Genomic DNA, 25864 nt, shown 5'->3' with positions numbered 1-25864 from the left:
AAAAACAGATGTTCTATTGGTATTATTAAATGTTTTTGATATAAACTATATGACTAAAAGTTTTAGAAATTAGGATTTTCAAAAGATAATGTCATAAAAGATTCCTTTTCTTTTCAAGATAAAAAATGGGCAACATACCATACGATAGTTACAAAGTCTAACTATTTAAGAAAGTATAATGGACTTCAAGATGTTCAATTATGAACATCTTTTATGTTTTGCATATTACTGAAGTCCGCATTTTTCTAAACAAGAACATTTCGGTAAACACAGATTTTGTAATGTATTGAGTTTTGTATATAATACATTTTCTAGTAGCATCACATTGTTAATTGTCATTTGAACAGAGTTATCAATCTCTATGAGTTCACATATGTTATTAGCCATTTTTATAGCGTGTTGCAATTTTTCTCCTTCAGCATTTAAAATATGAGAAAGTGCAGTTTCTTGAAGAGCAATTGATTCAATTAAATCACAGATACTTTGATTAATACAAGGCATACAACAATGATTTGAATGTTGACAGTTGCATCTTTTTGTCTCTTGACACTTATCTGATTGCTCACAATCATTACAAGGACATATCTCTATATTGATTATACAGTGAAGTAAACATGGCTGACATGAGCACTGAGTTGCTAATATAATAAGCTCAAGATTTTGGGAGTCAGAAGTTTGGTTTAAAATAAAGTCATTAATTCTATATTCATGGGGAATACAATATTTTTTTATGCAACATTTATCAGTTGTAGAAAGACATAAATATTGTTTTCCTTTGGATTGAATAATTGAAATATGGAATGGAGGAAAAATAGTCAATTGACAATAGTGATTTATGTTCTCATCATCAATGATGTGAACAATTGAATGATTATCTGATAGTTCTAATACAAATTCATTATAAACAACAACTAAAGTATCATGATTTAAATTATATGAAAGATTATGAATTTTTGATGTTGTTGTCTTTGGTTTATCTATATAAAAATAATTTATTTCTTCTAAATGATTATTTAATTGATAAATATAATCTTTTTCTCTTATATCTACTGCAAAGAAACATTGTTTTTTGTTATTATAACAAATTGCAGCAAAAGGTCTTGAAACATTATGGCTTCTTATAAAGTTGTATTGGTTATCCATTACATAAATCATTTTTTCTTCAGGAACTGTTAAATAATAAAATTGACCATCAAATGCCATTCCTTTATAAAGTAAGTGATGATTTTGTGGTAAAGTTTTTATCAATTCTAAATTGAGTATATCCATTTTAATACCTCCAATTTATACAATTTCTTTGATGATATATCACTTTATTATATGAAGAAAATAATGGAAGGTGACTATTTTTATACTGAACAATCCTTTTGTATTTTGCATAGTATAAGATGAAGGATTATGGTAGATTTTAAGCCAAAAACTTCAACTGAAAGGATTGGAGGTGATTATTATGGGAATGCCAGTTATTACTCCTGGAACGGGTTCAAGAGAACAGGCTATTACAGATTTAATAGAATCAGTAGCATTACAGGAAGCAGCCCTTTCACATATCTTAAATGCAGAAGGAGAAAAAATTCAAGCTGTTGTTGCAATGGAAGGAGTTACACCTGAGGAACTCCTCATGGTTAATAAATCTGTTGAGAATATGACAAATACCATAGCAAGATTAGAAATGCTACTTCAAGCAAAACTCGAACTTTTTGATTTAGATAGTCCTATCACTGAAACTGTCTCACAATTCAATTTATTAGGAGGAAATAAAACATCTTAACTTCCTTTCAATTCAAATAATAACGAGGAAGGAGGTGAATTATACTATGGCAAATATTTCAGGTAGAATTGTTTTTGATAGAGATAGAAGTGCAACAATCACATCTGGGGATTCAGGAATATCAAATATTCCTGTTGTTCTACAAAACATTACAACGAATGTAAGATTAACTGTGCTTACTGATACAAATGGGAACTATGTCTTTATAAATGTACCAAATGGTCAATATAGAATTGTTGAATCATATGGAACTACTGGTGGTGTAGCAAGCCCTGGTGACTTTAATAATGCTATTGTAGGAACAATACCAGAAGGAGTCAATCCACCTATTACTTCTGTTATGAATCCACCCATTGGATCAACAAATCTAGATTCATTAACACCAGATACACTTTTAGTAACAGTCACAGGAACTGATTTAATAAATCAGAATTTCTTAAATGGACCTGTCATTTATACACCTATTGAAGAAATATTAGATAACTGTGCAATAACAACTGATGTGAATTTAATAACAGATGCTGATAATGGGACTTTTGGTGAATTTACTGCAGGAACACCAGCCAATACTGGTGCACCTAGTGAACCATATCCAGGAGTAACACCCGATTTCACTTATGTATTGCCTAATCCATCTCAATTTACACCATTAGATGGAGAATACACTGTTCAAAATATAATGACAGATTCAATGAGTTCCACCATTGGTGCCTGGTGGAGAATAGCTGATCACACTGTTGGAAATGAGACTGGTAGAATGATGATTGTAAATGGTTTTAATCCAGGTGCGGTCTTTTTTCGAAGTCTTGTTTTGGTTCAGCCAAATACGAATTATCTTTTCACAGCATGGATATTAAATCTGTTTAAGGTAACAGGATATCCTAATCCTGAATTGGGAGTTCGTATTTTAGATGAAAATAACAATATAATATATGATGCAACTTTAGGAGCACTTATCCCAGTTAATACAAATGCTCCAGAATGGAAGCAAATAGGGACAGTTATTAATTCTCAAAATAATACGAGTTTAACAGTTGAATTCCTAAGTGAGGGGCCAGAGGTTATTGGAAATGATTATGCTATTGATGATATTTCTTTAACAGAGATATTAGTTCGTGAATTTATTCCTGTGAAAACAGTAAATAAATCAATTGTTAATGTGGGAGAAACTGTTGAGTATAGCATAACACTCACAAATCAATGTACAAGTCCACTTACAAATTTATCTTTTCAGGATACAATTCCAGACGTATTAACATTTGTAACAGGAAGTGTTGTTATTAATAATATATCATTTATGACGGCTAATCCTAACGTTGGTTTCGCTTTACCAGATATTCCTGGAGGGGGAAGTGTTACTGTTACTTTTGAAGCAAGAGCTGATTCTGTACCAGCTGTTAATCCAACTCTTAATAGTGCAAATATCACATATTCTTACACACCAGTAGAAGGTGGTATTCCAGGAGTTTTTGAAGTGACTTCTAATGAAGTTGCTGTAACTATACAAACATTAGCAGATATTTCTGTGATAAAGACGGCCAGTCCTAATCCTGTAACTCCTGGTGAACTGTTGACATTTGAAATAAGTATTCATAATGCAGGACCATCATCAGCAGAAAGTGTTACTTTAAATGATACTATTCCTTCATTATTTTTAAACGCAGAATACTCAGTTGATGGTGGAGTCACTTTCTTACCTTGGACAGGGAGTCTTAATATTGGAACGCTTATGAATCAAGAAACAAGACTTATTGCTATACGTGGAACTGTAAGTACAAGTGCAATGTCTTCATTTAGTAATACAGCCACTGTCGTATCTTCTACGCCTGATCCAAATCCAGATAATAACACTTCTACAATTGTTGTTCATATTTTGACAGCAAGATGTCAGGCGATTACAGACATTATTCAATCAGTTGCAATGCAAGAAACAGCACTTTCTCATATTTTAAATGCTGAAGGTGAAAAAATTCAAAAATTTGTAAGTATAGATGATATACGTTCTGATCAACTATTAATGTTAAATGATTCTGTAAAATCCTTAGTAGGATCAGTTGCAAGGTTAGAATCTGTTCTACAGGCAAAACTTCAAAGCATATCTCATATAGATTGTTAAGGCTAAACAATAATGATTATAAAGTATACTGAATAGGTGCCAACCTATTCAGTTTCTTTATGAATAATTGATACCAGCAAGTTCCATTCTTGAGAAAAGAATAGGATTAAGTTATAATTTTCTTGACATTACCATGTGGGGGATAGTTTATACTCTCAATAGAGGAGGTAAATATGTACAAAATTAATCAGTTTTCTAAAATTTCTGGATTAACTGTAAAAGCATTACGATATTATGATCAAGAAGGGATTCTTCAACCAGCTTTTAGAAATGAAGAGAATCAATATCGTTATTATAATGATGATAATCTTAAAAAAGCACAATTGATAAAATACTTAAGATCTTTAGATTTTTCAATAATGGAAATTAAGGATGTAGTTGAAAATGTTCACAGTCATGATGATCTTATGTATATATTAAATGAAAAAATTAAAATTATAGAAACAAATATTTCTAAAGAAAAAGAATTTATAAAAAGAATGAACACACAATTATCAACCTTTCATAACAAAACATGTTGCAATCATTATCAAATTGATACTGTGACAATAGATGAAATACTGGTTGCCTCTATTCACTTTAGAGGTCAATATACAGAACTTGATAAATATGTTCCACAACTTTATAAAGCAGTTAAAAATAACAAAAATGGGTATCATTTTAATTGTTATTTTGATGAAGAGTGTGTCGAAAGTGCTGATATAGAATTATGTGTACCTATAAAAAAAGAGATTGATAATAAGGCCATTCGTTGTAAGATATTACCTCAAGTGAAAGCTTTACGAACTACACACTATGGAAGTTATGAGACTTTATATTTGGCATATCAGGCAATGTTTGAGTATGTGAATACACATCATATAGAAACATTCACACCATCAAGAGAAATCTATATAAAGGGACCAGGTACAATCTTCAAGGGGAATCCTGATAATTATGTAACTGAAATTCTTTTACCTTTAGAAACAACAAAGGAGTAATGTATGAAAAAAATTATTGAGGATTTTATACCTCAAGGAGGTAAACATTGTATTACAAATGCACTGAAACAAGTTCTTTCTTATTATGATTATCCTATATCAGAAGCTATGATTTTTGGAATTGCATCGGGTTTATCTTTTTTATATTTAAATCAATCTATATCTCCAATGATTAATGGGAGAACGAAAGTATTTGAATTTGAAGAAAAATTAGCCAAGCGTCTACATATCACAATTAAGTGTAAATCTGGTAAAGATTATACACGTATATTTAACATGACAAAGAAAATGATAGATGAAAATCATCCAGTATTAATCTATGTTGATATGCCTTATTTACATTATCTTGGTATGAATCCAAATAGTCATTTTGGGGGACATGCGGTTGTTTTATATGGATATGATGACGAAACAAGAGAATTTTGGGTTAGTGATAGAGATAATCATGATTTTCCTATTAGAGTTCCTACAGGTAAGATCAATCAAGACTATCATCTTGTTCATTATGATGAGTTAGAAAGAGCACGTTGTAGTTCACATAGACCTTTTCCAGCTTCATACAAGTATTTGATGTTTGATTTTCATGATTATCAAAAGATTGATAAATTAACAATAAAAGAAGCCATTTTGGAAACTTGTGAAACTATGTTAAATCCACCAGCACAGTTATTAGGCATCAATGGAATTTGGAAATTTTCTAAAGAGATTCTTAAATGGAAACAGTTTAGTGATTATAAGCTACGTACAGCAGGAGTAACGAATTATTTTCAAATTTCTCATGATGGGGGAACTGGAGGAGGTATTTTTCGCCAACTCTATGGTGAATTTCTAATTGAGGCTTCATTAATAGTGAATGCTGACATATTAAATAGTATAGGCCAACAATTTATAGATGTTTCACATCAGTGGGATTTGCTTGCTGATGATTTGTGGCAGTTATCTTTAGATGGTGATGTAAGACTCTTAAAAAAGATGTCCCAATCAATCCAAGATATTTATATGATTGAAAAGAATCTTTATATAAGACTCCAAAAAACGGTTCATAATCTTTAACTAAGGTTTTATTTTCTTTAGAGTTTTTAGACAAATTTATTCATATTCATGACAGACTCTGTCAAGTTTACTATGATAAAATAGTTTATAATCAATAGAGAGTAATCTTAGAAAAAAGAAAGGAGCAGAAAATGTGAATATAAAAAAAGAACTAGAGAAAATCAATGATACCTCAAAACATTTTCAATTTAATGATATTGATGTTGATCCTCTATCAATAAAAGCAATCATGATTAATGAAGTTGTACCAGCAGATCCATATCAGGATTTTTATGGACAATATGATGCAGATTATCTCAAAACAACAATACCACTTTTTCAAAAAGCTGGGTATAATGTATCTTCAATTAAGGACATACTTGATTTAGGGGTTTATATCACAAATGCTGTAAAGATACCAAAAACAGAATACACCATTCCAAGAGAAGTTATTGAAGCTAATCTGCTATTTTTAGAAAAAGAAATTGCTTTATTTCCAAATGTAAGGGTAATTATGCTGATGGGAGATGTCTCTAAAAAAGCTTTTAATATGATTACAAAGAAAATAACAAAGAAAAATGTTATTCCAGCTATGTCTACATACAAACTTAGAGATAGTGAATTCTATTTTAATGATGTAAGAATCATTCCTTCATATATTATGACAGGGGCTAATATACTGATTGAAAAATCAAAATTCCAAATGGCTTCTGAGGATATTCAAACAATGATGAAAATTATTTATTAAGACAAAAAGGACAAAATCATTTTGTCCTTTAATGCTCCTCTTTACCCATTAATGAATGACGTGATATTAATCTTGATCGCCCTTGAACTTTCACAAGTTTTTCAAGTTCTTTTTTTGCATCATTAGCAATCCATCTTTGGACTTTATCTCCATCTTGAATCAATTCATATGATAATAATAATGCTTTTTCATGATAGTCAAAATCTTTTTTGCCTATTTCTTTTAAAGCTGTAGAAATTGCTTTCTTAATATGGATATGTTCATCATGTGAATAATCTCTAATAAAATGAAGATAAGTATCTAAAGTTGAATCAAGGATGTTTTTATTGTGAATCACATCACATGCTAATAAAACAAAAGCTGCTCTTTTGACATAAATATGCTGAGATGTTACCCATTGTGGAATCAGTAACTGATATCCCTTTATCTTGATAATAAGATTTTTACAAAGATGATTACATAAATCCCAAGATATAACATCTTTTATGAGAAGATTAATATCATCAAATGTCATCTGCTTATATTCAAAAATCAAAACTGCTAGCAATTTCGCATCATGATATTGGCTTTTCCATAATTGAAAGCCAAGTTGATTTGAATGTCCAATTGTTTTTGCAAGCTGACGAATATCTTGGAGAGGAACGCCTAAGCAATTTAATGCAGGAATTCCCATTTTTATGATATGCGATTTATATTTTTCAGAAGATAAGTTATGAAGTTGATGAATAATGTCTTGATAATTCATAGAGTCTCTAATACCTTCTTTAAATCATGAATATATGTTTGTTGTTGCTTTTTGAGATAGCCTTTCACAAATGGCTTCATATAAGTCTTTTTTGGAGTAACATCTTCAGTAAAATTAATTGTTGTGAAACCATCCTTATGATTGAATAAACCAGTCCAATAACCTATCATACGACTATTTTCCATTTTAAATTCATAACGTTGATAAGGTTCAAATACTGTAATTGTAAATATCGTTGGATAAAGATCCTTTGTATATTCAATAAATTGTTGATGTGGTTTTACAATTTCAATCTTTGAAATATCACTTCGCCAGGCATAATCTTCAAGTGAAGTGATTATTTTCCATACTGTTTTGATATCACATGCAAATGTTGCTTTAATATTTGTCATGACCATATTTATAACTCCTTTATTTTTTTATAATTGGCAACCAATATTCATAAATAGCATCTTGAGGATCCGCCTTAATATAAACTTCTATATCTGGGATATCAGCGTACTCATAACCTGAGGTTGGTAACCATTCTGTAATAACACGGCGTTCTAAATCCTGAAGAGTTTTATTGCTGCCTTGACCTGAAAAGACTGCCCACATTGCCTTATCAATTGTATATTCTTCAAATTGTGGATGGGATAGTGTTGAACTTACTGCAATAAAATATCTCCAGTCGTCGTGATAATGTATACTGACTCCTAATAGTCCTGTTGGCATACAATTGTTTATTTCCATTAATTGTTTTAATGTGCCATCAGCTAAAGCTTGATTCCAATGTTTAGGAATCTTTAAGAAATTTTCTGATAGTTCTTTATTTAAAGGAAAACTTTTTCCGATAATCTGAAAAGATTGTTTATTTTCGATTCTAAAATGGAGTTCTTCTAATCCTTGAATAGAAAATGAAAAATGAAGGGGTGGAAAAGCAACAAGTTCAATTCCTTCTTTTCTGAGTGTTGAGGGGGCAATTCCATGTATTGATTGAAAAGCTCGATTAAAGGCGGTGGGTGATTCATAACCATATTTAAAAGCTATATCAACAATTCTCATTTTGAGATCTTGTAGATCAACAGCAGCAAGAGACATACGACGTTTACGAATATATTCATTGAGTGATATACTTGTCATATAGAGAAATATTTTTTGAAAATGATATCTAGAGCAGTTTGTTATTTTGGCAAGTTCTTCATAATTTATTTCAGTTATGAGATGTTCTTCTATATAATCAATTGCTTGATTAAAACGATCAATCCATTCCATATGTACCTCCATCATCTACTTCTAGTATAACACTTTATAATTAAAATGACCTCTCATTAAAGATATAAAAAAAGAGAGTTATAGAAAATAAAGAATAAAAGTTAACTATTAGTGATTTTAAAATATGTTATGATTATAAATAAAGAAAGGAGTCGCATGATTCTTATATAGATTATTATAGAATCATCTTAAATATTATGGCAGGCTTAAGAAAAATGTTAGGAAATATTAATGATACAACTCTTGTATCTTTAATGAATATGATTGAAACCCAAAGTGCAAGTACACTAGCAAAATGGGCATTGGATTATGTGGAAGAACATGTACTCATGTTATGTCATCATGCTTTTGTTGAGGATATGAAAATAGCAATCCAGACTTCACGACAATATATCAATCAAGAGAGAACATCTCAAGAATTAAAAAAAGTTCTCAAAGATACAAAAGTCATTTTAAAAGATGTTCATGATCCTGTTAATATGGCAGCTATACGTGCTATTTTAACAGCATGTGCAACATATGATACACCAACAAATGCATTGGGATTTACTTTTTATGCAGTTGCTGCAATTGTGTATAGTGAAGTCGGATTATTTGAATCAAAGCAAAAATATGATCAACTTGCTAAAGAAAAATTTAAGGACATCCTTTATTCTTTTCAATTGATTGCTGTTAATGATGAAGTCAATCCTGTGAAAGTCAAATGGTATTGTTAAAAAAACATTCAGTCGATGAATGTTTTTCTTTCTATTTTAAGTTGTCCTTTAAAGCAAGAAGAGCAGCAAATGGTGAATCTTCAACACTAGTTGATGCCTGTTTTTGTTGTTTTAAATATTTTTTGACATCTTGCTTATTTGCCATGTTTTTCTTTGTTTCACGCTCTTTTTTAAAAGCACTCATTTGTTGTCGATAACCACATGTTTTACAGACAAACATTTGTTTATCACCGGAACCAACAAGTTCTAATTTTTTATGACAATTAGGGCATCTTGCATTTGTTACCAAAGATAAAGTTTCACGATGCTTACATTCACGATTGGAACAAATCAACATTTCACCCTTTTTTCCATTGACTTTAAGAAGTGGTTGACCACATTCAGGACATTTTTTTGTTGTTAAATTATCATGTTTATAAGTTGCTTGACTTTCATTGATTTCTTGAATAATAACTTCTGTATATTGACGAATGTCTTGTATGAATTTTTGTGATTGTTTCTTTCCTTGAGCAATTTGTGAGAGTTCTAATTCCCATTTGGCAGTTAATTCTGGATAACGTAAATCATTAGGAACAAGTGATAATAATTGTCTTCCTTTGGCAGTGACATGAATATCTTGTCCTCTTTTTTCAATAAGAAAGGTATTGAATAGCTTATCAATAATATCAGCACGAGTCGCAACAGTCCCTAAACCACCAGTGTTCTTTAAAGTTTCATTTAAAGTTTTAGAAGAAGCTTGCATAAATTTAACTGGATTTTCCATTGCTGATAAAAGTGTAGCCTCATTAAAGTAAGCAGGTGGCTGTGTTTGATCTGTTGTTTCTTTTATCTCAGTGACTTGTAATGTTTGTTGTATTTGAATAATTGGAAGCGTTTGATCATCTTCATCCTCATCTAAAGTTTTTCCATAAACTTCTTTCCAACCCATAGCTTTTTCAGTTTTTCCCTTAGTCATAAATATTTCATTTGCTATAGAACCAGTCATTATCGTTTGTTCATATTCATATGCAGGTAAAAGAACAGATAAGAAACGCTTTAAAACCAAGTCATATATTTTGCTTTCTCCATCAGTAAAACTTCCTAACATTGCTGGTTCTTCAGTTGGAATAATCGCATGGTGATCACTCACCTTGCTATTGTTGACAAAGTGTGATTGTTTCTTTATTCGTTTCTTTAAAATCTTATGAATGATATTATCATAGTCACCACCTCGTGATGCTTCTAATCTTTCTTTAATTGTTTCAACAATATCATCTGTTAAATAACGAGAATCAGTTCGAGGATATGTTAAAACCTTATGATATTCATAAAGGTTTTGCATAATTGAAAGCGTCTCTTTAGCGGAATATCCATATATCCTATTTGCATCACGCTGTAGTTCTGTTAAATCATAAAGCAAAGGTGCATAAGTTTTTTTAGAGGTTTTTTTCACATCAGTCACTTTTAGTGGTTGATTGCAAATTTTTTGCTGAAGTGTTACTACTTTTTCATGTGAAAAAATACGTGTTTCTTTTTGCGCAGATTGCCAAGTCCACCATACATCATTTGCAAGAACTTTTATTCCATAATAATCTTGAGATACAAAATGTTTAATATTATCTTCTTGTTTTGCAATCATAGCAAGGGTAGGCGTTTGAACTCTTCCGCAAGATAATTGTGCATTATATTTACATGTGAGAGCACGTGTTGCATTAATACCAACAAACCAATCTGCAATACTGCGACTATAAGCACTTTGATATAATGATTCATAATTCTTAGCATCTTTTAAATGTTTAAAGCCTTCTAAAATAGCTTTATCTGTTACTGATGAAATCCATAATCGTTTTAAAGGTTTTTTGACATGAGCTTTATCAATAATCCATCTTGCAACCAACTCACCTTCACGACCTGCATCCGTCGCAATGACAATGTCTTTGACATCCTGACGTAACATTTGGGTTTTAACCGCATTATATTGCTTCGCTGTTTTTCCAATCACAACAAGTGAAACTTTTTTAGGCATAATAGGTAAATCATCCATGTTCCAACTTTTATATTTTTTATCATAAGCTTCTGGATCAGCTAATGTTACCAAATGACCTAATGCCCAAGTCACAATATATTGATTTCCTTCTAATGCTCCATTTATTTTTTTATGACATTTTAAAACTCTTGCAATATCTCTACCAACAGATGGTTTTTCAGCTAATACTAATGTTTTTGACATATCAATCCCTCATTTCTTTATTCTCTATTGTAACACATCTTCTTATCTTTTAAAGAAAAACGTGTGAAGAAGTGTTGATTGTTTTTTGTCGAATTATTAAGTATAATTGATAATAAGATACATTGAGATCAAAAGAGAGGGATATATGAAAAAAGGAAAACATAATTCAATTACAGATGTAAAGGGTATAAGAGTTGGACATTGTACTTTAGAAAGTGAACATTTGCATACAGGTGTGACTGTGGTGTTACCTAGTCATGATAATATCTTTCAAAACAAATTGATTGCTGCGAGTCATGTTATTAATGGTTTTGGAAAGACAACAGGATTGCTCCAGATAAATGAGTTGGGAACATTAGAAAGTCCTATTGCATTGACAAATACATTAAGTGTAGGAACTGTTCAGCAGGCATTGGTTCAATATATGTTATCAATTGATAAAACAATCGGTAAAGAGACTGGTACAGTTAATGTTGTGGTTGGTGAATGCAATGATGGTTATTTAAATGATATTAGAGCATGTGCAATTACGCAGCAACATGTTTTTGAAGCCATTCAAAATGCTAATATTATATTTGAGCAGGGAAGCGTGGGTGCTGGAAGTGGCATGTCATGTTTTGAGATGAAAGGTGGAATTGGTTCAGGTTCACGTATTGTGACACTGAATCAAAAAGACTATACTATTGGTATTTTGGTACTATCCAATTTTGGTTTAATGAAAGATTTTATACCTTTTCATCAGGAGTGTAGTTCTGATATTCTTGAGCAGGGTTCAATTATAATGGTTATTGCAACTGATATTCCAATGTCATCACGACAATTAAAAAGGGTTTGTAAAAGAATGAGTGTACCCTTAAGTCGTTTAGGTTCACATCTTGGGAATGGGAGTGGAGATATTGCGATTGCTTTTTCAACAGCTCAAGTGATACCACATCAATATCATCAGGATTTTTTGACAATTCAAGAGATTCATGAAAATTGTATTGATTTTGTTTTTAGGGCAGCCATTGATGCTGGAGAAGAGGCAATTATGAATTCTTTATTGTATTCTAAGACATGTATTGGTAGAGATCAGCATATACGATATAGTCTTAAGGATATGATGAAAAATAAATATAATGGGGGAGAATGAATATGAAAGTTATTTATCATGTAGACGAATTAGAGAAATGGCAAAAATGTATAGCAAATGTGAAAAACATGTTATCATATGCGCAAGAAAATAATGAATTATTTGAAATTGAGGTTTTAGCAAATAGTATTGCAGTCACTGATTTAAAAAAAGAGAGTGATATTGAGCATGATATCCTTTTTATGATTGATAATGGTGTTACGGTTGTTGCATGTCAAAATGCTTTAAATGCACAATCATTATCATCTCATCAACTTATATTTGGTGTATTTGTGGTGAGAGCTGGCGTTGTTGAATTGGCTGTCAAACAAAATCAGGGATTTGCTTATATTAAGCCATAAGGAGAAAATATAGTGAATGAAGAAAAGGATTGGTTTATTGTGGATTAGCTTGCTGTCTTTGTAGTGAAGCAGAAGATTGTCCAGGTTGTCGCAAAGTTGGATGTAAAGATAAAGAGTAGTGTCAGTGTTTTCAATGCTGTCAAAAAGAAAGATTTAATGGTTGCTTTGAATGCTATAAGTTTCCATGTGATAATCATATGCTCAATAAGTTAAGAGTCCGCACATTTGCTAAATTTATCAAGATTTATGGTGAAGAAAAATGATTAGAGTGCTAAAAGAGAAATGAGGCACAGAGGATTATATATTATTATCCTGATGGTGATTATGATCATTTTGAAACAGAAGAAATCATTAAATTCATTTTGGAAGGAAAGAAATCAATGTTAAGTTTTTGATTGAAACAAATCATTGATATAGAGACACATCCTATATCTTATCATTTGAGAAAATAGGTTGGATCATATAGTTTTTCTATATATATTGGGAAGAATGTTTGGATTGTCTAGGAAAAGATATCTCATTACAAGTTGTTGTCATTATTATTCATAAAATTGAAGAGGAGTAAGTAAGATGATTGATTTTAATGCGTATGTAGATGTAAATATGATAGAAAAGAATGAAAGTCTTGTTTTCAATGTTTGTCAGTTATTAGATTCACATCATAAGATTAAAACAAAAGAACATATATTAGCAGTTGCTCAAAAGAGCCAACAATTAGCTAAACAATTTCATGTGAATGAGGATATCTGTTTACAAAGTGCATTATTACATGACATAAGTGTGATAATAAATCCAAATGATATGAAAAAAATGGCTATTGAAAATAATTATTTATTAGATAAAGCAGAAGAGAAATATCCATTTTTGCTACATCAAATGGTCTCTCAATGGATTGCACAAGATATATTTGATATTTGGGATGAACGTATTTTAAGTGCTATTGCTTGTCATACAACTTTAAAAGCGAGTCCGTCATCATATGATATGATCTTATTTTTAGCTGATAAAATTGCTTGGGATCAAGAAGGAATACCACCCTATCTAGAACGCATTGAAAAAGGACTTGAAATATCATTAGATAAAGCTTGTTATGAATATATTCGTTATCTTTTTGAAAATCATCAATTACTCTATCCTCATCAAAATATAAAAGATGCAAGAGATATCCTTTATCAAAAGTATCTGCCTATCACATTTCGTTGTTGGAATAAAAATGATGGAGAAATATTTTATAAACACTCTTTTTCTCATGAACTATATCAATATATGGATAAAGGTTTTCCAAAAACATTAGATGAATGTGTAAAAATGGTGGAAATATTGAGTCAGTCTCATGATGATGTGAAAGCTGTTCTTTTGGATGGGGAAATTGTTGGATGTATAGGTGGATTTTTTGATAGCCAAAATGTTGTAAAACTTGCTTATTGGCTAGATGTTCATTATTGGAATCAGGGTATTATGGGAATTGCTCTTGAAAAGTTTATACAGCAGTTGTATATTGAGAAGAATGTTCAATATGTTTATGCTAAACCTTTTCAGAAAAATATAGCTTCACAACGTTTGTTGGAAAAATTACGATTTCAAAAAAGAAATTATGATGACCAAATAATCACATATGTAAGGAAGACTTGTTAAAATGTCTTTCTTTTTTTATCTTATAGACTCTTTCTATTTTGCTTGAAACGTAAAAATGTTATGATATAAGAGAAATAGGAGGTATGGAGTTATGAGAGGAGTCTATTCATCAGTTACAGATATTCGTCGAAAGATTTTTACTGAAATTGCTCGTATGGCATATGATGGAGATTATTCGGTCATTGAAGAATTGCCATATAAGATTATTCCTGGAGAAGTTGCGACTTATCGTGAAAGTATTTTCCTAGAACGTGCAATCGTTGGTGAAAGATTACGTTTAGCAATGGGATTACCATTGCGACCTGTTGATCAACATACTATTTTATCAACTGGAATTAGTGAAAGTGCTATTGCTGAAAAGTATTATGAGCCACCTTTAATTAATATTATTAAGTTTGCATGTCATGCTTGTCCAGATAATGTGATTAAGGTGACAGATGCTTGCCAGGGATGTTTGGCTCATCCTTGTAAAGAGGTCTGTCCAAAAGGAGCAATAGACATTATTAATGGGCGCAGTATTATCGATCAAGAAAAATGTATTAAGTGTGGATTATGTATAAAGAATTGTCCATATGGTGCTATTATGAAAATGGAACGTCCATGTGCTAAGGCTTGTGGTATGGATGCAATTCAAACAGATGAACATGGTCATGCTGATATTGATTATGATAAATGTGTATCATGTGGTATGTGTTTAGTGAATTGTCCATTTGGAGCAATTAGTGATAAGGGGCAAATTTTTCAGTTAATTACAGCAATGAATCAGGGATATTCAGTTGTTGCTGCTATTGCACCAGCGTTTGTTGGACAGCTTGGTCCAAAAGTGACACCTGAGAAATTAAAAGGCGCAATGAAAGCCATTGGATTTGAAGATGTTGTAGAAGTTGCAATAGGTGCTGATTTGTGTACTATTGAAGAAGCAGAAGATTTTTTAGAAAAGGTTCCAAATCAACAGCCCTTTATGGGAACATCATGTTGCCCAGCCTGGTCAGTTATGGCGAAAAAACTCTTTCCAGAATTTAAATCTTATATATCTATGGCATTAACACCTATGGTTTTAACTGCTCGAATGATTAAACAGGACCACCCACATTGTAAAGTTGCATTTATTGGTCCATGTGCTGCTAAAAAATTGGAAGCATCTCGAAAATCTGTAAGAAGTGATGTTGATTTTGTTTTGACATTTGAAGAAGTTATGGGAATGTTTGAAGCCAAAGATATTCATTTTGATGATTTTACTGAAACAGAAGAATTAACTGGAGCAAGTGCTGATGGACGTGGCTTTGCTATAAGTGGTGGTGTTGCTCAGGCAGTTGTCAATTGTATTCATCAAGAACATCCAGATTTAGATGTCAAAGTTCATGCTGAAGAAAGTTTACAGAAATGCAGACAAATGTTAAAAGATGCAAAAAAAGGTATTTATGATGGTTATTTATTGGAAGGTATGGCTTGTCCTGGTGGATGTATTGCAGGAGCAGGAACTTTACAGTCAATTGTACGAGCTAAAGGCGCAGTTAATAAATTTAAGAATTCTTCTGATATGAAGGGGTCTCAGGAAAGTGAGTATGCAGGTCGTTTAAAAGAACTTGTAGAGGATTAACAATGAGCGTAAAAGTGATTGTTGATAGGAAAATGGGAACTTATCATCCTGAACATCCAGATTTATATTATCCTATTAATTATGGTTATATACCTGATGTTATGGGTGGTGATGGTGAAGAACAAGATGCATATATTCTTGGGGTTGAAAAACCTATTGATAAATTTGAAGGTGAAGTGATTGCTGTTATTCATAGGATAAATGATGTTGAAGACAAGTGGGTCGTAGCATCGTCTTATAAATATACTGATGAAGAGATTGAAAGTGCCATTGCCTTTCAAGAACAATATTTCGAACATAAACTCATAAGAAAAGTAGGAGAAACAGATGAAAAAATATAAAGCAATTATTTATGATATAGATGGAACAGTTTTAAATACATTAAATATGAATATGTATCCATTAATAAAAATTATTAAAGAAGAAACAGGCGAAGACTGGACATTTGAAGACGTATTAAAGTTTGCACCATATCCTGGTATGAAGGTTATGGAAGAACTACAAGTTAAAGATAAAGAAAAAACTTATGCAAGATGGGTTCAATATGTTAATGAATATGAAGAAGGAGCAACTTTATATGATGGTTTTGAAGATGTATTTAAAGCATTTGATGGGAAAATTATTCAAGCTGTTGTTTCTGCTAAAACAACAAAACAGTATCAAATTGATTTTGTTGATAAAGGTTTAGATCAATACATGCAGGTTGCTATATTAGCTGATGATACAGATAAACATAAACCTGATCCAGAACCATTGTTTGAGTGTTTGAAAAGGATTAATGTCAAGCCTAGTGAGGCAATTTATATTGGTGATGCTCTTTCAGATTATTTGGCTTCACAAAATGCACATATGGACTTTGGATATGCAAAGTGGGGAAGTGTTTCTAGTAAGGGAATAGATGAGCCAACTTATATATTTGAAACACCATTAGAGTTATTAAAACTTTTATAAGATATCTATGACTTAAAAGAACATCAGGATTATATAGATGAAAAAAGAGAATTTCAGGAATATCCAAAGTTATATCAGCACTTATTTTATCTATAAAAATATACTTGAAATATGAGTGAGAAAAGGAGTGAGTAATAATGAAATATTATTGTCAAAAATGTCACTTGATTTATGATCAGGATATCTGTTTACAATGTGGTGAAAAATTAAAAGAGGCACATTTAGATGATGATTGTTTCTTGATAGAAAAGAAACAACTTTGGGCCGATGCCGATATGTTAAAAGAACTCTTAGAAGAACATCATGTTCCTTATTATTGTGCCAGTTCAATGGGAGCAGGAATGTCATTGAAGATAGGACCAATGTTAGAGACTTATCAGTTTTATGTACCATATTCTCATTATGATGAAGCGCTTTCGTGTGTAAAAACTCTTTTTGGTGCTGACGAAATAGAATATTAATAAAAATAGCGTCTAGAATTATTGAATTTTAGATGCTTTTTTAAATTTTCACAAGTATTTATTTGAGAAAGTATAAAATATTTGATTTATGGAATACGATTGTAATCAAAACATATGATAATATGGGTGATGATATGAAAAAAGTAATACCGTTTATTATGTTGTTTGCATTGTGTTCGTTGATGTACAAACCAGTTGTCAGTGTTTCATCATCACAAAGTCTAGCTAAAAAAGTTATTGTGTTAGATCCTGGACATGGTGGATTAGATAATGGCGCAAGTGTTGGAAAAGTCAATGAAGATGAATTAAATTTGAAGATTTGTTATGCTTTAAAAAGTGAATTGGAGTCTAGAGGGGCAACTGTTTATCTGACACGTACTGATGATCAGGATATGACAAGACGTAATTATAACTATTCAAAACAAGATGATATGTATTTAAGAGTTTTGAAGATAGATGAATATAAACCTGATCTTTTTTTAAGTATTCATTTAAATTCATCATCTTCAGGGGCTTGGGGGTCACAAGTTTTTTATTATAGAAAAAGCCAAGAGGGAGAGCGTTTGGCAAAATGTATACATGATAGTATGAAACCTGTTACAGGAACAAAGAAGCCTACTTCTTCTTGTGGGTTTTATGTTTTGCGTGCTACACAATCCACAGGCGTTTTGGTCGAGTGTGGGTTCCTTTCTAATGCAAATGAACGTGGACAATTAAAAAGCGCTAAATATCATAAGAAATTAGCAGTGGCTATAAGTGATGGAATTGAGAATTATCAGAAGTCCTTGTCCTCTGGGGGATAGGAAAATATTGTAAACTCCTTTGAATAATGGTATGATTAAGTTATGAATGAAGGGGAGTTTTATTATGAAAAGAAGTTTAAAAATGATATGTTGCTTAGCACTTCTTTTGTGTATGGGGTGTACATCAAAAACTTATTTGGACCCAGATAAGCCAATAACAGTTAAATTATGGAACTATTATACTGGCAAGCAAATGGAATCATTTAATGGTTTGGTTGAATCATTTAATGCAACAGTAGGGAAAGAAAAGGGTATTATTGTTGAAGTTACAGGTTTTGGTAATGTCAATGAACTTGGTCAAAGTGTACGAGATGCAGCAAATAAAAAAGTGGGAGCTCAAGAAGTTCCAGATATTTTTGCAGCATATGCTGATACTGCATATCAAGTTGATGCTTTAGGAATTGTTGAGGATTTAAGTTTACATTTTACAGAACAAGAACTTTCTCAATATATTCCTGGTTATATTGAAGAAGGACAGTTTAATGGGGGATTAAAAATTTTTCCAACTGCGAAATCAACAGAAATTATGATGTTGAATATGACTGATTTTAATCAATTTGCGAATGCCACTGGAGTTCAAATAGAAGATTTATCAACAATTGAAGGATTGGTTGAGGTCTCAAAGAAGTATTATGAGTATACTGATGGATTGACATCAACACCAAATGATGGAAAAGCATTTTTTGGTAGAGATGCGTTTGCCAATTATATTGTTATAGGATTGAAGCAATTAGGTCATGATATTATTCAAGTCAAAGATGGTAAAGCAACATTAGACTTTGATAAAACAGCTGTTAGAAAATTATGGGATTATTATTATACACCATATATTCATGGATATTTTGCTGCTGAAGGTCGATTTAGAAGTGATGATGTGAAACTTGGAAACATTATCAGTTTTGTTGGATCTTCTTCTGGTGCAACATTTTTTCCAAATCAAGTTATTGTCAATGATGAAGAAAGCTATCCAATAGAAGTCAAGGTTATGGAAGTTCCGTTGTTTAAAGATGGGAAAAGATATGCAGTTCAACAAGGGGCAGGTATGGTTGTTACAAATGGTGATGCTGCCCATATTGAAGGCTCTGTAGAATTTTTAAAGTGGTTTACACAGCAGGAACAAAACATTCAATTTTCAATAGATTCAGGGTATCTTCCAGTAACAAAAAAAGCAAATCAAATTGATACTATTGAAAAAACAACAGATATTCATTCTGATTTAATGAAAGAAGTTATAGAGGTTTCAGTGAATACTGTTAATAATATGGAACTTTACACAACAAAAGCCTTTGAAAATGGAACTGAACTTCGTTCCCAATTAGAAAAATGTTTACAAGATAAAGCAAAATCAGATCGTCAAAAAGTTGAACATGCTTTGGAATCAGGTAAGAGTCAGGATGAAGTTTTTGCAGCATACGATAATAATGAAAATTTTGAAAAATGGTATAAAGAGGTATATGAGGGATTAAAGGATATCGTAGGATAGACTGATGAGAGAAAAGAAAAGTTCGAAAATAAAGAAGAACTCATTATTTAGACGTATTTTTATACCAATGTGTTTACTGGTTTCTTTAATTGCATGTTTTATTGTAGGAATAGCGAGTTATTATGATATTCTTGGTGAATTAGATGATAATAGTCGAAATCTTTTTGATCAACAGGTTTCAAATCGTTCTCATGATTTACAAACTTCAATGGTTTCAAAATGGTCTAATTTAGATGTGGAAATAGATAGAATTAATGCTATTACTGAAAATTTAGTAAAAACAAATCAAATATCATTAGAGAAACTCTCTCATTCATCTGATGATAGTCAATTGCTATTAAAGAAAGTATCAGGTGAAGTGATTACACTTTTGAGGAATCATGGAACAACAGGTGCGTATATTCTTTTAAGTGATGGTCAATTCACAGCAAGTGATACACAGCATTATCCTGGTTTTTATGTTATGGATAATGATCCAGAAGGTTCATATGAATCAGGAAATTCTGATTTGTTATTGGCGCGTTGTCCAGTGCAATTGATTGATAATTTAAATATACCAACTGATACATCTTGGCAACCATCTTTTGAATTTCGTCAAGAAGATATGAATAAATATAAAGAATTATTTCAAAACTTTCATTTGGTTTTAGAAAATCCAGATTTTGATATAAAAGATGTTGGATGCTGGCTACAGCCTTATAAACTCTATAATAGTGAGAATTATCGAATTTCTTATGTCTTACCACTTATTTATAATCAAAAAATATATGGTATGATAGGAATTGATATTTCATTTGCTTATTTACAAAAAACATTAGCTTATGATGAATTATCAAATAGTGGTAATGGTGGCTATATGCTTGCATTACAAACAAAAGAGAATACATATCAATCAATGTTTTTAAATGGACCTTATTATTCACGTGAAATTGATCAATTTTCGATACTTAATGTGTCAGGTGAAAATGAAGTTTATATCAATAATTCAATCTATTGCTCTCCTCATATATTAAAACTTTATAATAGTAATACACCATATGAAAGTCAAAAATGGGTATTGATGGGGATTATTGATAAGAGCGAACTATATGGTTTTACAGAACATCTTATGAGTGTGTTTTATGTTGTTATAGCATTTATCATTCTCATAGGAGCAGCTTTATCATTTGTTCTTGCAAGATTTATTGCGGAGCCAGTTATAGATTTGGCTCGTCGCATTTCTTATTCTTCAAAGGCAGTATCACATGTTAATATAGAAAAAACAAATATTATTGAGATTGATCAGCTTATTCAAGCAATTGAAAAGATGAGTAATGATGTATTAGATTCTGCAACACGTTTTACAAATATTATTCGTTTGGCTAATACAAATCTAGCTGGATTTGAAGTGGATTTTGATAAGGATGAATTATTTCTAACTGATGGGTTCTTTGATATTTTTATGATGAATCATGTTGATACAAAGACGATGACTCCAAAAGAATTTAAAAAACTATTTCAAGTGTTTGATAATTGTGCATCACCAACTCAAAATGCAAATGAATATATCTATCATATTCAATCCCAAAATGAAAATATATATTTACGATTACGTTATACACAAAATCAACATAAATATGTTGGATTGGTTGAAGAAATTAGCGATATGATTAAAGAACGACAAGTTATTGAACATGAAAGAGATCATGATGTTTTAACAGGACTCATCAATCGTCGTGCATTTCAACGAAAAATGAAAAGATTATTCAGTATAGATGTTCAAAAACTAAAAATTGCGGCATTAGTTATGATGGATTTAGATAATTTGAAATCTATTAATGATAAATATGGCCATGATTGTGGAGATGCGTATATTAAAGGAGCAGCAAATATATTTAAAAAGTTTTCACCTGAAAGTACAATTGTTTCACGAACATCTGGTGATGAATTCTATCTATTTTATTATGGTTATGATACAAAAGAAGATATAAATGAGCAGTTAAAAATTCTTAAACAAGGTATTGCTCAAAGTATATTGACTTTATCTAATCATAAAGAAGTGAAGGTTTACCTTTCAGGTGGTATTGCATGGTATCCAAGCGATAGTACTCAATTTGAAGAACTCCAACGTTATTCTGATTATGCTATGTATTCTGTTAAACATTCTGGTAAGGGTGAAATAGCAATGTTTAATGTTACAGATTATGAGAATAATTCATATATTATGAAGAAAAGATTAGACTATTATCAATTGATTGATGGTCGAATGATAAAATATGCATTTCAACCTATTATTGAGATGCATACAGGAAATGTCTTTGGTTATGAAGCTTTAATGCGTTCAACACATCCAACACTGAGGGATACTCAAGAGATTATCTCACTTGCAAAACTTGAACTTCAGTTAAATAAAATAGAGACTTTAACATGGCAAGAAGCACTGCGTGCTTATGCAGAATATTATCGCAATGGTGATGTTTCTTCAACACAGAAGATTTTTATTAATTCTATATCTAATCAAATTCTACCATTATTTGAAATAGAAAATTTGGAAAAGAAATATTCAGATATACTAGGTCAAGTTGTATTAGAAGTTACAGAAGATGAGGAACATAATAAAAATTGTTTTGAAGCTAAAAAAGAAATCTTAACACACTGGAATGCTGAGACAGCTTTGGATGATTATGGAAGTGGTTATAATAGTAATCGTAATCTTTTAATCGTCAATCCTGATTATGTTAAAATTGATATGGATTTAATTAGAGACATTGATAAAGATATTGACAAACAGAAAATTGTAGAAAATATTGTCGCTTATTGTCATGAAAGAAATAAGAAAGTCATTGCTGAGGGTGTTGAGACATATCAAGAGCTAACTGTAGCCTTCTATTTGAATATAGATTATGTTCAAGGCTTCTATTTTGCAAAGGCGGAATTTGTACCACCAGTTCCAGATGAAAATGCAGTGAAAGCATTATTAGAATTAAATGATATGAAGAGGTAAGTGATCACTTATCTCTTTTCTTAAGTAAATAGAAAGAATATGTAAATTTGAAGAGTCGATTTTAATTGAAAAAAATACAAAAAAGTATTGACGAAAAATAGGTGCTATGCTAATATATTAGGGCAGTCATTAATGGGCCTGTAGCTCAGTTGGTTAGAGCGCACCCCTGATAAGGGTGAGGTCGATGGTTCAAATCCATTCAGGCCCACCATTAATTTCTGTTATTATATGGGCCTGTAGCTCAGTTGGTTAGAGCGCACCCCTGATAAGGGTGAGGTCGATGGTTCAAATCCATTCAGGCCCACCATATATAAATTATATAGGAATTGGGGCTTTAGCTCAGCTGGGAGAGCGCCTGCCTTGCACGCAGGAGGTCAGCGGTTCGATCCCGCTAAGCTCCACCAATAAGACACATACTCATGTGAATTATGTTTTAGATAACATAGTTTGCATGAGTTTTTTGTTTATAAAAATGAATGTAATTATAAATCTTTATTTCTACAGATATTAAATCAAGTGTATTGCTGTAGAAAGGAGATAACAAATAGATTAGCAATATAAATATCAAAACATTTAAGTCTCGTTACAAATCAAAAAAATAATAAAAATTTGAAAAGTTAAGAAAATAGAAACTAGTAAATAGAAACTAGTAAAAAGAAAATAGAAAAGGTTAAATAGGTGAAGAAAATATGTTGAAAATTGTAAATACTATCGAAAGAGAATTAGCTTTAACTGACTTTGTTGTCAATAAATTAAGTGAGCGTTTACTTATTATGGAGTTTAATGGATATGCTCCATCTGAAAAGAGTGCAAAAGTTGATGGTAGAAATACCAAGTATAACGTGTTTGCTGTGAAGTGCACAAATCACTTCAATAATAAACAAATTACTGTTAACGTTACAGCTACAGGTCCTAATAAAGGTTTGTTAGATGTCTTAACTCATAAAATGAATAACAACCCTCTAGGAAAAGTATTTGTTGATTTTGAAGATGTTGTCGTAGGACATTACGTGAGTGGTGGTAATGGATTTGCTCAATTAGTGCAAAGCTATAAAGCAGAGACCGTTAAAGAAGTAGATATCAAAGAGGTTGAAAAAATCGTTCAATCCATGAAACAAGTTGCTGATCCAGTCGCTCAAATGCAACAGGAGCAACAAAAGAAATAATAAAATAAATTTTGAAACAGAACCTTGACAAGTGAATAAAAGCAGTTCCAATCTGCGTTATCAAAGGTTCGCGACTTATAAAAAAATAGTTATTGTTTTATAATTTTTAGCGATAGAAATGTTATGTGATTTATTTAATAAATGACATAGCTAAAAAAATTATATGGTTTGATACCATCTATAATTAATCAGGACGATAACCGATAATCAAAAAAAGAAAAAGTAAATATATTGATATTGTTAAACGATATTAATTTTAAATAGTTATTTATAAAGAACAGTATTAAAAAATAATATTGTTCTTTTCATATGGAGGCAAAAGTTATGATAGTAGCAGAGTTATTAAAAGAATGTAATACAGTATTAGATGTTGTTGAAGAATATGTATTAGGGTATTTAAGATGTACTCTTGGATATTTGCCTGATATTGATGAAATGATTTCAGATGAATTATATGTTGAGGTTTTTAATTCAATTCTTGCAGATGAACGACCAGAAGATTATATATCGTTAAGCAAAACATGTGTTACAATGGATATGTCGGATGTGTTAGTATTGAAAGAAATTGCTTGGAATGCAATTAATTTAGTTGAAGCAAGAACAAGAGATGTAGGTGAACCATTCTTCAAGTATGCAAATAGTCATTATGAAGAACTGGTTAAACTTGAAGAACTGTTAAGCAATAAAATTCAAGCAAATCTATTGGATTAAAAAAAAGATATATAAATCTTTAAAAAATATGATATACTTATTGTAAAGAGGTGAAATATATGGAGACTGTAGATGAAACGTTAGAAGTAGAAGAATTAATCAAAAACTGTGATGATCCATATGTGAAAGAACAGTATCAAAAAGTTTTAGATATTAAAGCTGGAAAGAGAAAAACATATTCTCTTGAAGAGGCTTTAAAGTTCATGGAACAATAAGATAAGTGTATAAAATTGAATTTGATGAAAGTGTATTAATATTTTTTAGAGAAAATAATATAAATTTAAATGGAATATCAAAAAGAATAACAAAAATGATATGTGATTTTCCAAGAAGTAAACCAACATTTTACAATAATGATTTATTAAGAATTGCATATATAGATAAATTCAAATTACTGTATTATGTTGTTGAAAATGAGAAAACGTTGTATATTATTGATATTGCTTTTGCTTATTCAAATGTTAAATTAAAGGTAAGGAACTAATAAAAAAATGTTAGTTCCTTTTTCATATGATAAGGAGGTAAAACAATGGAGATTAATGTAAATGTTAAGGTGGAAAAAGATATAACTTTAAATCTACTTCACAAAGCGGTAAGTAATTTTGTGAAACAGCTTGATTTTCTTGCTAAAGAAGATGGATATGCATTTACAATAGAAGATAATAATAGAATGATTGCAAATTATAAATCAAAAAAATTTAAAGGTTGTTCATATGATTTTATTGTAGAAATGGAAATGCAAGATAAAATAAATGCACGAATTGAAGGAATGAAAACAATTATTTCTAGTTTTTGTGAAGATTATTTTAATAATAAATTTACACTTGATGAAAAAATAAGATATTTTAATGGTACCGTAAAAGAAATTGAAGAATTAAAAAATCAAATTTGTTTTTTAAGAGATTTAGGAATTTTTGATATATATAGCTATGATTCAATAATGAATAATTTTAGAACTTTAGAAACGGATCTTTATTCAAGAATTTATAAATAAGAAAAGATATTGCCAAACAATATCTTTAATAAT

The 25864-nt window shown here is 30.8% G+C and carries 26 protein-coding genes and 3 tRNA genes; 24 read left to right on the top strand and 5 right to left on the bottom strand.

What is annotated here, in order from left to right; all coding sequences use genetic code 11:
• Nucleotides 1-225: 225 nt before the first annotated feature.
• Entirely contained in the window at nt 226-1269 is a 1044-nt protein-coding gene (locus tag GQF29_RS04350; RefSeq protein WP_008790748.1) for an alpha-helical endospore appendage domain-containing protein, read from the bottom strand.
• A 181-nt stretch (nt 1270-1450) separates the two neighbouring features.
• Here GQF29_RS04350 and GQF29_RS04345 point away from each other — a divergent pair, with 181 nt between their 5' ends.
• The 5 genes from GQF29_RS04345 to GQF29_RS04325 all read left to right on the top strand — a co-directional run bounded on the left by GQF29_RS04345 (nt 1451) and on the right by GQF29_RS04325 (nt 6647).
• Nucleotides 1451-1771, top strand: coding sequence for an alpha-helical endospore appendage domain-containing protein (locus tag GQF29_RS04345; RefSeq protein WP_008790747.1), 321 nt, complete (start codon nt 1451-1453; stop codon nt 1769-1771).
• 46 nt (nt 1772-1817) lie between these two features.
• Entirely contained in the window at nt 1818-3887 is a 2070-nt protein-coding gene (locus tag GQF29_RS04340; RefSeq protein ID WP_008790746.1) for a DUF11 domain-containing protein, read from the top strand.
• A gap of 173 nt (nt 3888-4060) precedes the next feature.
• Nucleotides 4061-4867 carry a MerR family transcriptional regulator gene (locus GQF29_RS04335; protein WP_008790745.1) on the top strand — a complete coding sequence of 269 codons (807 nt, stop codon included), beginning with the start codon at nt 4061-4063 and terminating at the stop codon, nt 4865-4867.
• A 3-nt stretch (nt 4868-4870) separates the two neighbouring features.
• Nucleotides 4871-5920 (top strand): BtrH N-terminal domain-containing protein, encoded by a 1050-nt coding sequence (locus tag GQF29_RS04330; RefSeq protein ID WP_008790744.1) that lies wholly within the window; start codon nt 4871-4873, stop codon nt 5918-5920.
• A gap of 133 nt (nt 5921-6053) precedes the next feature.
• A complete protein-coding gene (locus GQF29_RS04325) occupies nt 6054-6647 on the top strand; it encodes a uracil-DNA glycosylase family protein (protein ID WP_008790743.1) in 594 nt (197 codons plus the stop codon).
• A 28-nt stretch (nt 6648-6675) separates the two neighbouring features.
• Here GQF29_RS04325 and GQF29_RS04320 read toward each other — a convergent pair whose 3' ends face one another.
• The 3 genes from GQF29_RS04320 to GQF29_RS04310 are packed head-to-tail and all read right to left on the bottom strand — an operon-like array spanning nt 6676 to nt 8646.
• Nucleotides 6676-7392: a DNA alkylation repair protein gene (locus GQF29_RS04320; protein ID WP_008790742.1), complete on the bottom strand. Its 717-nt coding sequence runs from the start codon at nt 7390-7392 to the stop codon at nt 6676-6678.
• Complete coding sequence (locus GQF29_RS04315) at nt 7389-7790, bottom strand: SRPBCC family protein (protein WP_008790741.1); 402 nt, start codon at nt 7788-7790, stop codon at nt 7389-7391. The genes GQF29_RS04320 and GQF29_RS04315 overlap by 4 nt, the downstream gene beginning before the upstream one ends.
• A gap of 13 nt (nt 7791-7803) precedes the next feature.
• Nucleotides 7804-8646: an AraC family transcriptional regulator gene (locus GQF29_RS04310; protein WP_008790740.1), complete on the bottom strand. Its 843-nt coding sequence runs from the start codon at nt 8644-8646 to the stop codon at nt 7804-7806.
• 215 nt (nt 8647-8861) lie between these two features.
• On the opposite strand from GQF29_RS04310, the gene GQF29_RS04305 reads away from it, so the two are divergent.
• Nucleotides 8862-9362, top strand: coding sequence for a putative immunity protein (locus GQF29_RS04305; RefSeq protein ID WP_017144116.1), 501 nt, complete (start codon nt 8862-8864; stop codon nt 9360-9362).
• A 31-nt stretch (nt 9363-9393) separates the two neighbouring features.
• Here the strand turns inward: GQF29_RS04305 and GQF29_RS04300 are convergent, their stop codons facing one another.
• Nucleotides 9394-11571, bottom strand: coding sequence for a DNA topoisomerase III (locus tag GQF29_RS04300; protein WP_117598824.1), 2178 nt, complete (start codon nt 11569-11571; stop codon nt 9394-9396).
• A gap of 145 nt (nt 11572-11716) precedes the next feature.
• Here GQF29_RS04300 and GQF29_RS04295 point away from each other — a divergent pair, with 145 nt between their 5' ends.
• The 18 genes from GQF29_RS04295 (at nt 11717) to GQF29_RS04215 (ending at nt 25831) form a co-directional block, all read left to right on the top strand.
• Nucleotides 11717-12703 carry a DmpA family aminopeptidase gene (locus GQF29_RS04295; protein ID WP_008790737.1) on the top strand — a complete coding sequence of 329 codons (987 nt, stop codon included), beginning with the start codon at nt 11717-11719 and terminating at the stop codon, nt 12701-12703.
• A gap of 2 nt (nt 12704-12705) precedes the next feature.
• Complete coding sequence (locus GQF29_RS04290) at nt 12706-13044, top strand: DsrE family protein (RefSeq protein WP_017144117.1); 339 nt, start codon at nt 12706-12708, stop codon at nt 13042-13044.
• A 570-nt stretch (nt 13045-13614) separates the two neighbouring features.
• Nucleotides 13615-14679 carry a GNAT family N-acetyltransferase gene (locus GQF29_RS04285; RefSeq protein ID WP_008790735.1) on the top strand — a complete coding sequence of 355 codons (1065 nt, stop codon included), beginning with the start codon at nt 13615-13617 and terminating at the stop codon, nt 14677-14679.
• Nucleotides 14680-14770: 91 nt separating this feature from the next.
• Nucleotides 14771-16279: a 4Fe-4S dicluster domain-containing protein gene (locus tag GQF29_RS04280; RefSeq protein WP_008790734.1), complete on the top strand. Its 1509-nt coding sequence runs from the start codon at nt 14771-14773 to the stop codon at nt 16277-16279.
• A gap of 2 nt (nt 16280-16281) precedes the next feature.
• On the top strand, nt 16282-16620 hold the full coding sequence (locus tag GQF29_RS04275; RefSeq protein WP_008790733.1) for an inorganic diphosphatase: 339 nt from the start codon (nt 16282-16284) through the stop codon (nt 16618-16620).
• A complete protein-coding gene (locus tag GQF29_RS04270) occupies nt 16607-17230 on the top strand; it encodes an HAD family hydrolase (RefSeq protein ID WP_008790732.1) in 624 nt (207 codons plus the stop codon). The genes GQF29_RS04275 and GQF29_RS04270 overlap by 14 nt, the downstream gene beginning before the upstream one ends.
• Before the next feature lie 137 nt (nt 17231-17367).
• Nucleotides 17368-17691: a hypothetical protein gene (locus GQF29_RS04265; RefSeq protein ID WP_008790731.1), complete on the top strand. Its 324-nt coding sequence runs from the start codon at nt 17368-17370 to the stop codon at nt 17689-17691.
• Between the two features lie 134 nt (nt 17692-17825).
• On the top strand, nt 17826-18494 hold the full coding sequence (locus tag GQF29_RS04260; RefSeq protein WP_017144118.1) for an N-acetylmuramoyl-L-alanine amidase family protein: 669 nt from the start codon (nt 17826-17828) through the stop codon (nt 18492-18494).
• A gap of 64 nt (nt 18495-18558) precedes the next feature.
• Nucleotides 18559-19977, top strand: a complete 1419-nt coding sequence (locus tag GQF29_RS04255) for an extracellular solute-binding protein (protein ID WP_017144119.1) — start codon at nt 18559-18561, stop codon at nt 19975-19977.
• Nucleotides 19978-19981: 4 nt separating this feature from the next.
• Nucleotides 19982-22960, top strand: a complete 2979-nt coding sequence (locus GQF29_RS04250; protein WP_008790728.1) for a GGDEF and EAL domain-containing protein — start codon at nt 19982-19984, stop codon at nt 22958-22960.
• A 134-nt stretch (nt 22961-23094) separates the two neighbouring features.
• Nucleotides 23095-23171, top strand: a tRNA-Ile gene (locus GQF29_RS04245).
• 19 nt (nt 23172-23190) lie between these two features.
• A tRNA-Ile gene (locus GQF29_RS04240) sits at nt 23191-23267 on the top strand.
• Between the two features lie 21 nt (nt 23268-23288).
• A tRNA-Ala gene (locus GQF29_RS04235) sits at nt 23289-23364 on the top strand.
• 285 nt (nt 23365-23649) lie between these two features.
• Nucleotides 23650-24126, top strand: a complete 477-nt coding sequence (locus tag GQF29_RS04230; protein WP_008790727.1) for a hypothetical protein — start codon at nt 23650-23652, stop codon at nt 24124-24126.
• A gap of 324 nt (nt 24127-24450) precedes the next feature.
• The gene (locus tag GQF29_RS04225) at nt 24451-24837 is read left to right on the top strand and encodes a hypothetical protein (RefSeq protein ID WP_008790913.1); all 387 of its coding nucleotides are present in this window, start codon (nt 24451-24453) and stop codon (nt 24835-24837) included.
• Nucleotides 24838-24896: 59 nt separating this feature from the next.
• Entirely contained in the window at nt 24897-25052 is a 156-nt protein-coding gene (locus tag GQF29_RS18350) for a hypothetical protein (RefSeq protein WP_008790914.1), read from the top strand.
• Between the two features lie 5 nt (nt 25053-25057).
• Nucleotides 25058-25321 carry a hypothetical protein gene (locus tag GQF29_RS04220; protein WP_160340740.1) on the top strand — a complete coding sequence of 88 codons (264 nt, stop codon included), beginning with the start codon at nt 25058-25060 and terminating at the stop codon, nt 25319-25321.
• A 45-nt stretch (nt 25322-25366) separates the two neighbouring features.
• Nucleotides 25367-25831 (top strand): hypothetical protein, encoded by a 465-nt coding sequence (locus GQF29_RS04215; protein WP_008790889.1) that lies wholly within the window; start codon nt 25367-25369, stop codon nt 25829-25831.
• The last annotated feature ends 33 nt before the right edge of the window (nt 25832-25864 follow it).

Origin of the sequence: Coprobacillus cateniformis (genome assembly GCF_009767585.1) — a bacterium.
Classification (GTDB): domain Bacteria; phylum Bacillota_I; class Bacilli_A; order Erysipelotrichales; family Coprobacillaceae; genus Coprobacillus; species Coprobacillus cateniformis.
The sequence above is the reverse complement of the archived record's forward strand: the minus strand, read 5'-3'. Positions and strand labels throughout refer to the sequence as shown.

Coding starts and splice junctions, on each gene's coding strand:
- GQF29_RS04255 (WP_017144119.1), top strand. CDS start 18,559: ATGAAAAGAAGTTTAAAAATGATATGTTGCTTAGCACTTCTTTTGTGT.
- GQF29_RS04250 (WP_008790728.1), top strand. CDS start 19,982: ATGAGAGAAAAGAAAAGTTCGAAAATAAAGAAGAACTCATTATTTAGA.
- GQF29_RS04225 (WP_008790913.1), top strand. CDS start 24,451: ATGATAGTAGCAGAGTTATTAAAAGAATGTAATACAGTATTAGATGTT.
- GQF29_RS04340 (WP_008790746.1), top strand. CDS start 1,818: ATGGCAAATATTTCAGGTAGAATTGTTTTTGATAGAGATAGAAGTGCA.
- GQF29_RS04260 (WP_017144118.1), top strand. CDS start 17,826: ATGAAAAAAGTAATACCGTTTATTATGTTGTTTGCATTGTGTTCGTTG.
- GQF29_RS04305 (WP_017144116.1), top strand. CDS start 8,862: ATGTTAGGAAATATTAATGATACAACTCTTGTATCTTTAATGAATATG.
- GQF29_RS04345 (WP_008790747.1), top strand. CDS start 1,451: ATGGGAATGCCAGTTATTACTCCTGGAACGGGTTCAAGAGAACAGGCT.
- GQF29_RS04275 (WP_008790733.1), top strand. CDS start 16,282: ATGAGCGTAAAAGTGATTGTTGATAGGAAAATGGGAACTTATCATCCT.
- GQF29_RS04280 (WP_008790734.1), top strand. CDS start 14,771: ATGAGAGGAGTCTATTCATCAGTTACAGATATTCGTCGAAAGATTTTT.
- GQF29_RS04335 (WP_008790745.1), top strand. CDS start 4,061: ATGTACAAAATTAATCAGTTTTCTAAAATTTCTGGATTAACTGTAAAA.
- GQF29_RS04295 (WP_008790737.1), top strand. CDS start 11,717: ATGAAAAAAGGAAAACATAATTCAATTACAGATGTAAAGGGTATAAGA.
- GQF29_RS04270 (WP_008790732.1), top strand. CDS start 16,607: ATGAAAAAATATAAAGCAATTATTTATGATATAGATGGAACAGTTTTA.
- GQF29_RS04230 (WP_008790727.1), top strand. CDS start 23,650: ATGTTGAAAATTGTAAATACTATCGAAAGAGAATTAGCTTTAACTGAC.
- GQF29_RS04265 (WP_008790731.1), top strand. CDS start 17,368: ATGAAATATTATTGTCAAAAATGTCACTTGATTTATGATCAGGATATC.
- GQF29_RS04215 (WP_008790889.1), top strand. CDS start 25,367: ATGGAGATTAATGTAAATGTTAAGGTGGAAAAAGATATAACTTTAAAT.
- GQF29_RS04285 (WP_008790735.1), top strand. CDS start 13,615: ATGATTGATTTTAATGCGTATGTAGATGTAAATATGATAGAAAAGAAT.
- GQF29_RS04330 (WP_008790744.1), top strand. CDS start 4,871: ATGAAAAAAATTATTGAGGATTTTATACCTCAAGGAGGTAAACATTGT.
- GQF29_RS18350 (WP_008790914.1), top strand. CDS start 24,897: ATGGAGACTGTAGATGAAACGTTAGAAGTAGAAGAATTAATCAAAAAC.
- GQF29_RS04290 (WP_017144117.1), top strand. CDS start 12,706: ATGAAAGTTATTTATCATGTAGACGAATTAGAGAAATGGCAAAAATGT.
- GQF29_RS04310 (WP_008790740.1), bottom strand. CDS start 8,646: ATGGAATGGATTGATCGTTTTAATCAAGCAATTGATTATATAGAAGAA.
- GQF29_RS04300 (WP_117598824.1), bottom strand. CDS start 11,571: ATGTCAAAAACATTAGTATTAGCTGAAAAACCATCTGTTGGTAGAGAT.
- GQF29_RS04350 (WP_008790748.1), bottom strand. CDS start 1,269: ATGGATATACTCAATTTAGAATTGATAAAAACTTTACCACAAAATCAT.
- GQF29_RS04320 (WP_008790742.1), bottom strand. CDS start 7,392: ATGAATTATCAAGACATTATTCATCAACTTCATAACTTATCTTCTGAA.
- GQF29_RS04315 (WP_008790741.1), bottom strand. CDS start 7,790: ATGGTCATGACAAATATTAAAGCAACATTTGCATGTGATATCAAAACA.